At 44.2% G+C, this 13,523-nt stretch carries 12 protein-coding genes; 3 read left to right on the top strand and 9 right to left on the bottom strand.

Going from position 1 to position 13,523, the window contains the following annotated elements:
* Nucleotides 1-45 precede the first annotated feature (45 nt).
* The 3 genes from AB4Z08_RS27310 to AB4Z08_RS27320 form a co-directional block, all read right to left on the bottom strand.
* Entirely contained in the window at nucleotides 46-285 is a 240-nt protein-coding gene (locus tag AB4Z08_RS27310) for a hypothetical protein (RefSeq protein WP_441576962.1), read from the bottom strand.
* A 214-nt stretch (nucleotides 286-499) separates the two neighbouring features.
* Nucleotides 500-2,932, bottom strand: coding sequence for an outer membrane beta-barrel protein (locus AB4Z08_RS27315; RefSeq protein WP_441576963.1), 2,433 nt, complete (start codon nucleotides 2,930-2,932; stop codon nucleotides 500-502).
* A gap of 350 nt (nucleotides 2,933-3,282) precedes the next feature.
* Nucleotides 3,283-4,524 carry an MFS transporter gene (locus AB4Z08_RS27320; RefSeq protein ID WP_441576964.1) on the bottom strand — a complete coding sequence of 414 codons (1,242 nt, stop codon included), beginning with the start codon at nucleotides 4,522-4,524 and terminating at the stop codon, nucleotides 3,283-3,285.
* 117 nt (nucleotides 4,525-4,641) lie between these two features.
* On the opposite strand from AB4Z08_RS27320, the gene AB4Z08_RS27325 reads away from it, so the two are divergent.
* Entirely contained in the window at nucleotides 4,642-5,529 is an 888-nt protein-coding gene (locus AB4Z08_RS27325) for a LysR substrate-binding domain-containing protein (protein WP_441576965.1), read from the top strand.
* A 96-nt stretch (nucleotides 5,530-5,625) separates the two neighbouring features.
* Here the strand turns inward: AB4Z08_RS27325 and AB4Z08_RS27330 are convergent, their stop codons facing one another.
* From AB4Z08_RS27330 to AB4Z08_RS27345, 4 genes are all read right to left on the bottom strand, one after another.
* Nucleotides 5,626-6,609, bottom strand: coding sequence for a hypothetical protein (locus tag AB4Z08_RS27330; RefSeq protein ID WP_441576966.1), 984 nt, complete (start codon nucleotides 6,607-6,609; stop codon nucleotides 5,626-5,628).
* A 24-nt stretch (nucleotides 6,610-6,633) separates the two neighbouring features.
* On the bottom strand, nucleotides 6,634-7,698 hold the full coding sequence (locus AB4Z08_RS27335) for a FecR family protein (protein ID WP_441576967.1): 1,065 nt from the start codon (nucleotides 7,696-7,698) through the stop codon (nucleotides 6,634-6,636).
* 66 nt (nucleotides 7,699-7,764) lie between these two features.
* Nucleotides 7,765-8,322: an RNA polymerase sigma factor gene (locus AB4Z08_RS27340; RefSeq protein WP_441576968.1), complete on the bottom strand. Its 558-nt coding sequence runs from the start codon at nucleotides 8,320-8,322 to the stop codon at nucleotides 7,765-7,767.
* 965 nt (nucleotides 8,323-9,287) lie between these two features.
* Nucleotides 9,288-10,619 carry a DEAD/DEAH box helicase gene (locus AB4Z08_RS27345; protein ID WP_441576969.1) on the bottom strand — a complete coding sequence of 444 codons (1,332 nt, stop codon included), beginning with the start codon at nucleotides 10,617-10,619 and terminating at the stop codon, nucleotides 9,288-9,290.
* 150 nt (nucleotides 10,620-10,769) lie between these two features.
* Between AB4Z08_RS27345 and AB4Z08_RS27350 the strand changes: the two genes are divergently transcribed.
* Nucleotides 10,770-11,696 (top strand): NADP-dependent oxidoreductase, encoded by a 927-nt coding sequence (locus AB4Z08_RS27350; protein ID WP_441576970.1) that lies wholly within the window; start codon nucleotides 10,770-10,772, stop codon nucleotides 11,694-11,696.
* A gap of 26 nt (nucleotides 11,697-11,722) precedes the next feature.
* On the opposite strand, the gene AB4Z08_RS27355 is transcribed toward AB4Z08_RS27350, so the two are convergent.
* On the bottom strand, nucleotides 11,723-12,106 hold the full coding sequence (locus AB4Z08_RS27355; protein WP_441576971.1) for a winged helix-turn-helix transcriptional regulator: 384 nt from the start codon (nucleotides 12,104-12,106) through the stop codon (nucleotides 11,723-11,725).
* A 106-nt stretch (nucleotides 12,107-12,212) separates the two neighbouring features.
* Between AB4Z08_RS27355 and AB4Z08_RS27360 the strand changes: the two genes are divergently transcribed.
* Entirely contained in the window at nucleotides 12,213-12,920 is a 708-nt protein-coding gene (locus tag AB4Z08_RS27360; RefSeq protein ID WP_441576972.1) for a DsbA family oxidoreductase, read from the top strand.
* A gap of 81 nt (nucleotides 12,921-13,001) precedes the next feature.
* On the opposite strand, the gene AB4Z08_RS27365 is transcribed toward AB4Z08_RS27360, so the two are convergent.
* Entirely contained in the window at nucleotides 13,002-13,466 is a 465-nt protein-coding gene (locus tag AB4Z08_RS27365) for a hypothetical protein (RefSeq protein ID WP_441576973.1), read from the bottom strand.
* Between the last annotated feature and the right edge of the window lie 57 nt (nucleotides 13,467-13,523).

A 13,523-nucleotide genomic window follows, 5' to 3' on the forward strand; every position in this document is an offset into this window, starting at 1 on the left:
GGCGGTATTGCCTGGAGATGACGTAATCATTCCTGGTACAGATGACTAATAAATCTTACAGCCATTATCAGTACAGTCACAACTACTCTTATAAGTCCCGCAGGTATTGCCAGCGCAGGTGCCATCAGATTCTACCTGATCGATGCATGGGCCGGCAGCGTTACCACCCTGCAGGTGAAACGTACTTTCTTCATTGATGATCAGAAAATCATCCTGGTTTTCTTTTTGTTGTTGCAGCGCAATATTCTGCCGGAGCATCAGCGCTTTAAGTTTTGAATTTTTCATAAATTGAGTTTAAGGAAAAATAACAGGCATAGCGATTTACATCTGTATGCCATTCAGATGCACCGGATGTTGCAATCAACCGGTTTTTATATATCCGGAATATATTTCTTTGTTACCAGGTAATAACTTTGCTATGCTTTGCAGGCAGGTATTTTGCAACAATGCCTGAGGGTTAATTCATATGCCTGTCTATCGTTGGGTTAACGCCGGAATGCTATTGAACTCTATTGGCTTCTTCTCCGTTACTGGTACTTTTTCTTTTTACAGCTTTTATTTTGTTGCTTCCTATCTTTTGGGTTATTGTAATCCTTATAAATCGTGTATCGCTGAATCCAGTCATATCGGATACAGAGAAATCATTTATGCTATAAAAGTGTTTTAATCGTTGTGTATTAAATATATCTCCTGCATATAAGGAAAGCTGTGTATTCCAGGCGGGTATCTTTCGTAAAAGGCCGATACCAACCTCTCCGAATCCTGTAATTTCACTGTTGGCGCTCACTATCTTACTCAGGTAGCTTCCGTTAAATGAAACATCAATTTTACTGTTAAAGATATTGCTGAATTGCTGTGACAGGTTACACATATACAGGAAATTCCTGGTATTGCTCATGACCTGCGGTACATCAACGCTTTGTTTAAAGAGGGAAAAAGAATTGGTTAACGTGATTTTCCATTTGTTTTTCATCAACGACTTATTGATGATACTTGTCAGGCCCCATTCATCAGAATTGCCGTAGTTAAATCTGTCCAATAAAGTGGTGTCGGGCGGAATTACAATAGCTATTTGTTCAAAAAGATGATTCTCCCTGGTATAGCGTGCTATGAAAATATAATCCTTATTGAGCGTATAAGTGATTTCTGCAATCATACTGTTGGACGGTCTTAGCTCCGGATTCCCTTTCACCAGGTATTTATCACTGATGATATTTATGAAAGGGTTCAGTTGCGAGTAGGATGGGCGCCGGATATCACTTCTCACAGCAAACGAGAGCACATTTTTATCATTGATGGTATAATTGAGATAGGCTGTGGGGAAGAAATTAAAGTATTGGCGGGAGCCGGTTTGTTTTGATGTTATTTGTGCTGTTTCCAATGATGTCTCTTCTATTCTTCCTCCAGCCTTTACTTCTACATGTTCATTAAATTTCCTGTACAAAGAAACATAAGCAGCTGCTATACTTTCTTTGTACCTGAACTTATTGGATCGGTTTGTATTGATGATCCATTCTCCGGTTACATAATTATCTGAGAGCAGGTCGTTATTTGTTTGCGTCCGTGAAAAACGTACGCCAGTTTCCAATTTTATATTACCTGCAAGCGTCTTCGTGTAGTCCGCCTTGACAGCATAGTTACGGATATGCTGTGAAGTAGCGTTACGATACCCGCTATGAACGCTATCAGGATTGCTCCTGTTAAAGGACAGAAATCGTGCAAGTTGATCGTTCTGATAATCGAAGTAGTCAGCACTGATCATTAGTTCCTGTTTCCTTTTGGGATCAGTAAACTGGTAGTTAAGGTTGAAGGATAAGTAATTAGTATTTCTCCTTTCCGGGTTCTCATTATAATACTGTTCTTCCTTCTGACCACTATCAATGTAATTAATAATATTATATCCACTGTTATAATCATTTGCATGGGCAGTTCTGTATTCTGCTACTGCACCTATAACGGACTTAGGGCTGATGGTATAGTCTGCAGATGTTGAGAAGCCAGTATAATTTTCAGGTTTCTTTATTGTCTGGTTATGGATTAGTTCTTTTTGTTTACCGGTATACGTAATGTCATTGTCGCTATAATAATACCCTCTGCGGGAGCCACTGTTTACCGTCAACTGCTGGCCATACTTTTTACTACGGTAGTTCAGCGCTATGTTTCCGCTTTGTGAATTATAGGTGGCCTGGTTATCTGTAACACCAACGGATCCATTCAACCCTTCTGCTTCATTTTTTTTGAGCACAATATTTATGACCCCTCCCGGGTTTCCTGCTTCGTATTTACTGGGCGGCATGGTAAATACTTCGATCTGTTGAATATTGTCAGAGGGTATACTGCTCAGGTATTGTTGCAGGTCTTTTCCGCTTAAAACACTTTTCCGGTTATTTATATAAACAGAAACGCCTTGTGTCCCCAAAAGGGATAAGGTGCCCGATTCCTGTGCATTCACCATGGGGGTTTGTGTTAAAACACCCCAAATGTTGTTTCCCGCAACGAGGCTGGTGTTTTGAACATTAAAAACAAACCGGTCAATCTCTTTTTTAAAAACGGGCCGGCTTGACGTGACGGTTATTTCTTTTAATGTCCTGCTGGGATCCGAAAGATTTACGGTAATGAAAGTATCCCGCTGCAAAGGGATGATCAGCTTGCCGGCAAGTTGATAATTTACGCTGTTTATTTTCAGTTGATAGCGCTGTTGCGTGAGATTATTAAAAGTAAACTTTCCCAGTTTATCAGTGACGGTATTGTACTGACTGGCACTATCTGTAGACACAAGTTGAACAGGTATATCGGATAACAGATGATGCGAACTATCTGACATCACTCCTTGAAGCGTATATTGCGCTAATGCTGGTGTACACCAGACTGATAAAAGAAAAAATAAACAGATAGTTCGTACAGTTATGGTATAACAGGGTTTATTCGTCATATCATCTGTTTTCAAAGGGACATGACTATTGTATGGTATTTAATGTCAGTTTTCCTGTCCCGGGTAAGGATAGGAGTAAGGATATATGTAATCACCTTAAATCGTAGAATGGCTAACAATGAGAAATACATAAAATAGGGTTGGATAATTGGGTCGGGTTCATTCCAAAATGAAATTAATTATTTCCATTGGAATTATTCACCAAATCTAATTTAAGTTAATAAATAAGTAGAATTACGCTACGTAAATAATGCGTAGATATACTTATTTATATTTTTACTATATATAAAATATACGTTATCTATTTAGATAGGCTGAAAGAGGTGCAAGCGATGAACAGGCAGGGTTGCTCAAGCTGCCATTTTCGCACCATTCGGTATCTCATACGGCGTGGTGCGTATTTTTTTACGGTAGTTCACAAAGATCACGGTAGCAATGGCTCCTGCCAAACCAGCTACGAAAACAGTTAACCGGGGACCAATAAAGTGAGCGAGCAATCCGGTAAGCAAACTACCCACCGGGATAATACCCTGGAACGCCATGATATAATAACTGATAGCCCTGGCCCGCATTGACGGGATAGCATGTGTTTGAATGTAGGTGTTGATAGACGCTGTTTGTGCCATCATACCCACGCCGGAAAGCATCATGAATAATAAGGCAAGCGGCAACCAGCCGGAAAAGGCCAGCAGCAACACACTCAACGAAAATACCAGGCTGGCGGTAATGAGGATCTTCACCAGGTCTTTATGGGGCTTTAGTTTGGCCATGTAGATGGCGGACACAATAGATCCCAGTCCGGCGGCACTTTCAAACCAACTGAATGTTTTAGCATCTCCATTGAAAATATCTTTTGCAAATACCGGCATCAGGGTGTTAAAAGGAATAACGAATAAACTACTGGCACTTAGCATCAGCAGGAGGGAGGCCAGGTCCTTATCTCCCGAAATATAATGAAAACCTTCCTTCAGCTCCGCCCAAATACTCCTGTCGGATTTAATGACGGGAGGCAACACAATTTTCATCATCCACAACGAAATCAATACAGGAATGTAACTCAGAAAGTTGCTGACAAAACAGATGTCCTCACCAAAAGTACTCAGTATGATCCCTGCCAGCGCCGGACCCGCAATACGTGCAAAGTTTGCCATGGTAGAATTCAGGGCGATGGCATTGGGGAGGTCTTCTCTTTTCTCCACCATCTCTACCATCAGCGACTGACGGCAGGTGACATCAAACGCATTGATCACGCCCTGTACAAGCGAAAGAAAAATGATCCCCGGGATATTGTAGTTACGCAACAGGATCATCAATGCCAATGCACCTGCCTGCAGCATCGAAATGACCTGCGTGATCATCAGTATGCGGTAACGGTTATGACGGTCTATATAACTACCCGCATATGGCGACAGCAGCAGGGAAGGAATAAGACTTACAAAGCTCACTACTCCCAGCAACACGGCCGAATTAGTGAGGCGGTATACGAGCCAGCATACTGCTGTTTTCTGCATCCAGGTACCTATAAGTGAAATTGATTGTCCGTAGAAGAAGAGCCGGAAATTCCGGGAATTTAAAGCACGAAAAACATCCATCTGATTAACATATTTGAGGCAGTAGGCCATTTATAATCTGGTGCAAATTTCGGGAAGATTGATATATTTGTTAAATAGATTGTTTTAATGATATTCATTGGTAAAAACGATTGATGTATGGAGCTACGCCAACTGATGTATTTCGTAAAGGCCGCAGAAACAGCGCACTTCACAGCCGCTGCCGCCGCGCTGTATATTACGCAGTCGACTTTATCGCAGCAGATCAAGCAACTGGAAAATGAGCTGGGCATGCTGTTGTTCGACCGGATTGGTAAACATGTACACCTCACGGAAGCCGGCGGCGTATTTCTGTTGCATGCCAGGCAAATACTGCTGGACGTAGAGAAAGGGCGACAAGCTATTCAGGACCTGCAAAATATGCTGAGCGGGGATTTACGTATAGGCGTTACGTATGCTTTTACTTCTTTCCTGTTGCCCGCACTAACTACCTTCCCGGTAAAATATCCCGGCATCAAAATATATATTGAATATGGCACCACGGAGTTGCTGGAAAGTAAGTTGCGGGCCTCGGAGCTCGACCTGGTACTCGCTTTTCACCAGGAAGCCTTTTATAAAGATCTGGAGACAAAGGAACTGTTTCGCTCCAAAATTGTAGTTGCCGTATCGAAAAAGCACAAGCTGGCAGGAATGAAAAAGATCAACCTGCAAAGTCTGACGGGCATGGACCTGATCTTCGCCTCCCGGGGCTTCAGCGCCCGCGACTCCGTGGATGAAGTGCTGGAGCGAAATAAGATTCAGCCGGCTGTAAGAATTGAAATGAATGATGTACACTCTATATTGTCGCTGGTAGAAAAGGGACATTGGGCCACGTTACTGAACGAGCGGGCATTGCTGGGCTGGAAAAACCTGGTGGGCATTCCTCTTGAGGGCAGGGAGTTACAACGCCGTGCTTATATTATCTGGCAAAAAGAAACCTATCATAAAAAAGCTGCAGATCTGTTTATCCGGGAATTATTAAAAGGATTACCTGTAGAAGGGAAGTAGCCGCAAATATTTTCCGGCAGGCATGACCGGAACGACAGATTTCAAATGGCACTCAGCAGCGGCATACTGCCGCCGCCGGGTGACCACAAGTAGGGGTTATTGTGCTTTTCGCAAATCCGCGATGTTACATTTATAATATTGTTCGAATTCCTCTGTCAGTTCTTCCCAACTGTTATGTTTGGTGAAGGTGGAAATATACGTGAGGGTATGATTCGTTTCAGTGATCATTTTAAACGCCAGCGCCATGTTTTCCTGTTGTATCAGTGCATTCACCGGAATATGGTATTCCTGTTCGAAGGGTCTGCCCAGAAATTCAGGCACTACCCCGAATTTGCTGCAGAGGTTTTCTACACTGCCTGCTTCTGCGGGATGCTGAATAATATAATGGGCAATTTCCCGGAGTTGCTGCTGGTGACTTTCTTTCAGCATAACCGGAGCTATGGGAGCCAGGTAGCGCAGGTAAGTACTGTAGAAGTCAATGGCACTGCGCCGGAAAAAAAGATCAGCAGCTTTGCCTATCAGCTTACAGTTCAGTATCCGGTTCATCACCTGGTAGTTCACCTCATTCAACCGGAATGGGAGCCTGTTGGAAGGGTTTAAAGCTTCTTTTACGCCTACTTTGTTAATGATGCCAAAGAGGGGAAATTCTTCTTTCAAAGCTGTCAGGTGGTGAATGTTGAGATTTACATGGAAGTTCATGATGAATTCCCTTTCCGTCACCATCGTGCCATCGTCCGAGGCCGGGTTAAAAGCATCACCTGCTTTTTTGCTGAGCCGCATTTTCATGGAAACGGGCGTATTGTTGTCGGCAAAACCGGATACGGTGGCTGGTAGCAGGTATTTGGATGGAGGCACCGTTGTTAGTTCCACACCTTCTTTCAGATGTATGAGGTGGTAATAGATACTAAGCTCGTCCATCTGCAGTTGCTGGTCTATAATAATGCCGTTATCATCAATATCTGTATAACATTTGGCATAAGGGATCAGCTGGGACTGGAGGTAGCTGGGAATGCACTCGTAGGTGGTGTAGACACGATCATTCCGATCAATCAGGAGGTACTTGTTTTCTGGTTGCTTCATGGTTACTTGCCTTTGTGTTGCCTATTATTTGAAATGCAGTGTGCTGTCTGCGGTAAAATAATAATCAGTTCCGGTAGTGGCTTTTATCCCTTCAAGGAGAAAACCGATGGGCGTTTTCTTGTCCAATAAGCCGGTAAAGGGTCTGCTGGCGATTTCCGGATTGTCCAGGGATGCGTGGACGCCGTACCAGCGGAAAATAACGTTACATATTTCATCCATTCGTGTGTCTGAGAAACAATAAAGTCCCTTCTGCCAGCCCAGTTCAACGGTGGCATTAAACGGTTGTGTATCAATGGTGGCGTTTTTCTTATGGAAGATGGCCTGTTGTCCGGGTTTCATCATAACGGTCTTCCTGCCGGCTTTCATTCGCACTTTACCATCTACCAGGGAAACTTTTACCACGCTGCTATCGTAGCTGTTCACATTAAAGGTAGTACCCAATACTTCTACAGTACTATTGGGAAGGTGCACCAGGAAAGGCTTACCTGCCTGTTTCGCTATTTTAAGATAGGCTTCCCCGTTAAGCGTAATTTCCCTGTTGTTGCCTTTAAAGCTAAAAGGGAAGTCCATCCGGGTGGAAGCATTGAGCGTTACTACGGAGCCATCCGGGAGGGCTACTTCATAGCTCTTACCCTGCGGCACGATCAGTGAATTCATACCAGCAGGTAATTCTTCACCGGTATTGAGAAAGAGCGTATTATCCTTGTTGATAATTTGTTTGCCGCCAACGTTAATATTGCCGGTAGATTTTGTAAGATTGACGGTAGGCTGACCGGCTATTTCCAATAGTACATCAGGAATGACCACCGCTGCCTGGGCCTGTTTACGGGGGAAGATAATGTTCCATTTCCAGGCTGTCAGGGCTACGAGTGCCAGTACTGCCGCTGCTGCCGACCATGTCACGAGTACGCGGCGCAGGGATTTCTTCGGTTTAAAATCGATCACCTCCAGCCAGGGGGCCGGGGGAGGAGGTATGGGGATCATAGAAAGTTGTTCCCATTTCTCCCGTACTGCAGCATCTTCTTCGATTAGATCCTCCAACAATTGATCATCCGCTGCGGAAATTATTCCCGCAAGCTTTTCAGTCATTAGCCTGTATATTTCGTCTGCGCTGTTCATGTACACTATTAACCGTTTATTTAATTGGCCGGGGTATTAAAAAAGGATTTTTTTTAAAGATGCCCGTAAAGTTTTCAGCGCGGTGGCGACTTGTTTTTTCACAGTTTCTTCACTGGTGTCCATGAAGGCCGCAATTTCTTTGCGTGTTTTGTGCTCCTGGTAAGCCAGCCTGAAGGCGATTGATTGGCGCTCTGGCAGCTGGCTGATGGCGGTTTCCAGCTGTTCCTTCAGTTCGTTGTTCTCTAACCTGCTTTGTGGATATGTGTAGGTTTCAGGCAGAATGATATCTTTTAATCTTTTGCTTCGCGTGGCATCCTTAGCTATTTTATTCAGACAGCGGTTACGGATGCTGACAAATAAGAAATTTTTCAGAGAATTGGTTGTACTTAGGTCTATCCGCGCACTCAGGTCTTTTTGCCAGAAATCAATAAAAAGATCCTGTACCAGCTCCTGGGCCTCCGTTTCGTTTTTCAGTATAGACACAGCAGTTACGTACAGCCACTGACGGTAGGCACTGTAAAAATACTGGAAAGCCGGAAGACTGCCCGTCTTCAGTTGTGCAAGCAATTCAATATCGTTGATAGATGCACTCATGCTGGGATTTAGTTGATAATGGCAAACCCGGTATCTGGTTGCTGATGTTTCAAGGATGTTATTACGCGGTTATTTAATGGTAACTGTCAGTCAAATTCACATAAAGCACTGAAAATGACCTTCTGAAAGACAGTTTGTTTTTTCGATACACTTACATGCACATGTTTATATTCGATGCAATTGGTGGTACGGATTTTTATTTACCAACGAAGTTTGTTAATGAATTGTTATTCCGTTAACAAATGCTTCTAAAATCCTGACCGCTGCCTTGCAGCAAAAAATCAGTTGCCCGAATCCTGCCGGGCAATGTTTGGGTAATGCCGCCAAAAGCCGGGTATCCAAGCACCGCATCAAGTCCACGTCTGCTACAGTGCTTTATAGGTATATATCGGGAGCTAAGCACCCCCGTATCAAGTCCACCTTTCCTACAGTGTTTTTATAGGTACATATCGGGAGCTAAGCCCCCCGCATCAAGTCCACCTCTGCTACAGTGCTTTTATAGGTATATATCGGGAGCTAAGCACCCCCGTATCAAGTCCACCTCTGCTACAGTGCTTTATAGGTATATATCGGGAGCTAAGCACCCCCGCATCAAGTCCACCTCTGCTACAGCGCTTTTATAGGTACATATCGGGAGCTAAGCACCCCCGCATCAAGTCCACCTCTGCTACAGTGCTTTATAGGTATATATCGGGAGCTAAGCATCCCCGCATCAAGTCCACCTCTGCTACAGTGCTTTTATAGGTACATAGCGGGCGCTAAGCATGGGATCGACAGCGTTTACATAATGAAAAGCTAACTATCATGTGCCGGATGCCCTGAGTTGCCCGGCAGAGAGCGCAGGGTATATGTAACAGGAGATGTTACACAAATAGCTGAAAGCAAAAAGCCATTGTGTAGTAGTATAAAGCGTAAATCATTCGCTTATATCCCGTACACAATGGCTTTTTGCTTTTTGCTTTCAGCTATTTCTTTTTGGCGCCGCGCTTTTTAGGCTTGCCATATTTCAACATCATTTTTTCTTTATGCGTCACCTTCTTGTTGGTTTTCCTGTTTTTGGCCAGCTTTTCATGGAAGGCCGGGCCTACATCTTCCCGCTTAGGTGCTTTCACCAGTACATTACGCATATGTATCTTCGGTTTTTCATCTTCTGTCAATACATCAGAAATAGTTAAATCCTCTGGTAAAGGTTGTTCAGGAATCACATAATTCATCAGGCTTTCTATCCGCGACAGGTTTTCTGTTTCTGCATCTTTGGTAAAGAGAATAGAAATACCTTTTTTATCAGCTCTACCGGTTCTGCCTATACGATGGATATAGTTTTCGGGTACTTCCGGCGTGTCAAAGTTAATGACATGGGTTACCTCGGCAATATCAAGTCCACGGGCAATGATATCGGTAGCAATCAGGAAACGGTATTCATTCGCCTGGAATTTGCGAACAGTATTGAAACGATGATTCTGTTCTTTATTGGAGTGAATGATACCTACTTTGCCGGGAAATTCTTTCTCCAGCTGCTCATGCAGATCATCGGCCAACTGCTTGGTTGCTGCGAAGATGAGGGTTTTGGTCATCGTCTGATCATCCGTAATCAGCAATTCGAGCAGGTTTACCTTGGTATAGAAGTTAGGCACCTTGTACACAATCTGATCAATATTCTCCAGGGGAGTACCGGTAGGTGCCGCTTCAATCCGTAGTGGATTGTCAAAATGCGTTTGAATCATTTTCTCTACATCTTCCGTAATGGTAGCGGAAAACATCAGGTTTTGCCTTTTCGGAGGCAACAGGTCCATGATGTTTCTTAACTGTGTACGGAAGCCCAGGTTCAGCATTTCATCTACTTCATCGATGATGAGGCGCTTTACAGATTTTACTTTCAGTGCACCACTGAGGATAATATCGTACAGGCGTCCGGGTGTAGCCACCAGTATATCCAGTTTATCCTGCACAGCTTCCATCTGGGGATTCATATTTACCCCGCCATACACACCCAATACAGATACATTCATGTACGTGGTAAGTTTCTTCACCGCTTCCACCACCTGTACTACCAGTTCCCTGGTAGGTACAATAATCAGCACAGAGGGGTATTTCTCTTTCGAAAACTTAAACTGACGAAGGGTCGGTAACAGGTAAGCAAATGTTTTACCGGTACCGGTTTGCGCAATTCCGCACACATCCTGGCCGGACATGATCACAGAAAATGCACGCTGCTGTATAGTCGTAGGTCTTTTATAACCTAATTCATCTAACGCATTTAATAAAGGAGTATTGAGGTTTAAATCACCAAAAGTCATGATACTGCTATAATATGAACGGCAAAGATAGCTTTTTTTAGCTTTTGGCTTTTAGCCTTTAGCTTTTAGCTTGCCATATGCTGATCTCCGCTGCATTTGCTAAAAGCTAAAACCTAAAGGCTAAAAGCTTATTTTAGCATAAAAAAATCTATGAAAAACCTCCACATACCAGCCATTTGTGTACATGCCTATGGAGGCCCGGAACAATTGCAGCTGGAAGAGGTGCCGGTACCAGTGCCGGCAAAAGACCAGGTATTGATTAAGGTGGTAGCCAGTGGGGTAAATCCCATCGACTGGAAATTAAGAGAAGGATTAATGCAGCATCCGCTGCCCTATATACCCGGTGTGGAAGCATCCGGAGTAGTTACTGCTGTTGGTGAAGGTGTATTTGGTAAGAAAATAGGAGATGAAGTTTATGGTGCCGTGGATGGTTCCTACGCTGCCTATGCTATTTCCCCGGCAGAACTGTTGTTTCGTAAACCTACACACCTTTCCTTTGAGGAGGCAGCGGCGATGGGCGGTGCTAAGACAGCCTGGGGCGCATTGTTTGATGTGGCGCGGCTGGCAAAGGGACAACGGATCCTGATTCATGCCGGCGCAGGTGGAGTGGGACATTTCGCAGTACAACTGGCCTATAACGCCGGCGCTTATGTAATCGCAACCGCCAGCGCGGAGAATATAGCTTTTGTGACGGCATTGGGTGCCGACGAAGTGATCGACTATAAGGCCGCGCCTTTTGAAACACTGGTGCACTCCGTAGATATTGTATTTGATACAGTAGGAGGAGATACCACCGAACGCTCCATGGGGGTGCTGAAACCCGGAGGACTTTTGCTCTGTATTGTTCAGATGCCTGATCCTGAAAAGGTGACGGCTGCCGGCATCCGCGCCGTATGGGGTGGCACTAAAACACTCGCTGCCATGAAAGAAGTGCATAAAATGCTGGAAAGGGACCTGATCAAACCTTATGTCCGCCGCGTGTTCCAGCCATTATCCCAGGCCGCTGCAGCCCAGGAGTTCAGCAAAAATGGCGGCCCTGGAAGAGGAAAAATTGTATTGAAAATTTCGGAAGAATAGAAAAATAGCGGGTACCGGCGTACGTGCTATTTCCCCAATATCTTTTTTCTGTGTTGAATGCCCCATTTCTGTAAGGCAATGATAACGCTGTCCAACGTAGCGGCGTAGGGCGTCAGCGTATATTCTACTGATACGGGTTGTGTATCGTATACAGTACGCTTTACCAACTTATGTGTTTCCAGGTCTTTCAGCTCTTTTGACAATACTTTAGAGGTGATTTTAGGAATGCTGCGCTCAATATCCCGGAAACGTTTATGTCCCCTGGACACCGCAATGATAATAGGTAACTTCCACTTACCACTGATCACATCCAGTGCATCCCTTACCGGCATAATCACTTTATGACAGTCGCTGTGGCTGCTCCCTTCCATTTCTTTACCACAATTGACCGTTAATTCTTCTGTTTTCATCTGCATATAGGTTGGTTACCTCTTGTAAAGCACTTACTTAAAGGAAACTGGTTACTTTTTGATAGCAAATATATTAACTTTGCAGCTGGATCTTAAATAAAATATAATGAAAGTAGAAATATGGTCTGATATCATGTGTCCGTTTTGCTACATAGGCAAACGGCGGTTTGAAGCAGCACTGGAACAGTTTCCGGGAAAAGATAACGTTACGGTAGAGTGGAAGAGCTTTCAACTGAATCCTGCGCTGCAATCCCAGCCAGGCAAGGATGTATACGATTATGTGGCAGAAATAAAAGGACAATCCCGTGAATGGTCTTTGACGGTACACGAACAAATGACCAGCACCGCTAAAGACGCTGGTCTCACCTATAACTTCGATAAAGCTGTCATCGCTAATTCCTTTGACGCACACCGCCTGATTCAACTGGCGAAAAAGCACCAGTTGGGCGATGCGGCAGAAGAACGACTGTTTTACGCCTACTTCACCGAAGGTAAAGACATGAGCAATCACGAAACCCTGCTGGAACTCGGTACTGAAATAGGATTGGATAAAGCAGAAATAGCTGCGGTATTGAAATCCGGTGACCTGGCAGCGGCTGTAAATAATGATGTGAATGAAGCACAGCAGCTGGGCATCAGAGGGGTACCGTTTTTTGTACTGGATCGTAAGTATGGCGTATCCGGCGCGCAACCGGTAGATGCATTTACGCAGGCATTGGAGCAGGCGTATGGAGAATGGAAGAAAACACAATCTGTAACAGAGCTGGAAACCTTATCAGGACAAGTTTGCACACCGGATGGTGATTGTAAATAAATTTCTTTGAGGAAAAGGTTGGCTGAAAGCCAACCTTTTTTGTTAACCTTATCCAGTCAGATAAATTTCCTTTTACAAGGATCAGGAATTTGTTAATCTTATCTCTACCGTGCTGGCGCTGCCGGATATCGGAACAGGCGACAATATTACGGGTACATTGGAACCCATAGAGGGATAATAAAACTGCATGGGCGTTTTATAAGCCAGCACCCCATCTACATATGCACTTACATAGTAGTGATACCCATAAGGCACATCGCTGAAATAAAGGTTTACTGTAATTGATTCATTAGGCGGATTAAACGCCAGTTTGTAGGGGGATGTATAATATCCCCCAAAGGCATTGACCCCTGTTGCATCATTGCCACTTCCGGCAAAAGAAATGGTGTGGAACTGAATAGCGGGACTTCCGCTTCCGGATGGCGGTGTCAGTTGCCCGTTTTTAATCAGCGTACACACATAGCTCTGGGAGCGGGCGGTGAAGGCAACGGTCATTAGGGCAACGAGTAATGTCAATGAATACAGGATTCTCCTGGTTAAATGCATAACATGAAATTTAGGGAAGGTTTTAAAATGGGTATACTAAACAGACTGAATTAAGGT

Source organism: Chitinophaga sp. RAB17 (assembly GCF_052114225.1).
In the GTDB taxonomy this organism is placed as follows: Bacteria; Bacteroidota; Bacteroidia; order Chitinophagales; family Chitinophagaceae; genus Chitinophaga.

What these genes read in the sequence shown, in the direction of transcription:
- AB4Z08_RS27320 (WP_441576964.1), bottom strand. Translation starts at nt 4,524, where the DNA reads ATGGATGTTTTTCGTGCTTTAAATTCCCGGAATTTCCGGCTCTTCTTC.
- AB4Z08_RS27365 (WP_441576973.1), bottom strand. Translation starts at nt 13,466, where the DNA reads ATGCATTTAACCAGGAGAATCCTGTATTCATTGACATTACTCGTTGCC.
- AB4Z08_RS27345 (WP_441576969.1), bottom strand. Translation starts at nt 10,619, where the DNA reads ATGACTTTTGGTGATTTAAACCTCAATACTCCTTTATTAAATGCGTTA.
- AB4Z08_RS27350 (WP_441576970.1), top strand. Translation starts at nt 10,770, where the DNA reads ATGAAAAACCTCCACATACCAGCCATTTGTGTACATGCCTATGGAGGC.
- AB4Z08_RS27330 (WP_441576966.1), bottom strand. Translation starts at nt 6,609, where the DNA reads ATGAAGCAACCAGAAAACAAGTACCTCCTGATTGATCGGAATGATCGT.
- AB4Z08_RS27340 (WP_441576968.1), bottom strand. Translation starts at nt 8,322, where the DNA reads ATGAGTGCATCTATCAACGATATTGAATTGCTTGCACAACTGAAGACG.
- AB4Z08_RS27360 (WP_441576972.1), top strand. Translation starts at nt 12,213, where the DNA reads ATGAAAGTAGAAATATGGTCTGATATCATGTGTCCGTTTTGCTACATA.
- AB4Z08_RS27335 (WP_441576967.1), bottom strand. Translation starts at nt 7,698, where the DNA reads ATGACTGAAAAGCTTGCGGGAATAATTTCCGCAGCGGATGATCAATTG.
- AB4Z08_RS27310 (WP_441576962.1), bottom strand. Translation starts at nt 285, where the DNA reads ATGAAAAATTCAAAACTTAAAGCGCTGATGCTCCGGCAGAATATTGCG.
- AB4Z08_RS27315 (WP_441576963.1), bottom strand. Translation starts at nt 2,932, where the DNA reads ATGACGAATAAACCCTGTTATACCATAACTGTACGAACTATCTGTTTA.
- AB4Z08_RS27325 (WP_441576965.1), top strand. Translation starts at nt 4,642, where the DNA reads ATGGAGCTACGCCAACTGATGTATTTCGTAAAGGCCGCAGAAACAGCG.
- AB4Z08_RS27355 (WP_441576971.1), bottom strand. Translation starts at nt 12,106, where the DNA reads ATGAAAACAGAAGAATTAACGGTCAATTGTGGTAAAGAAATGGAAGGG.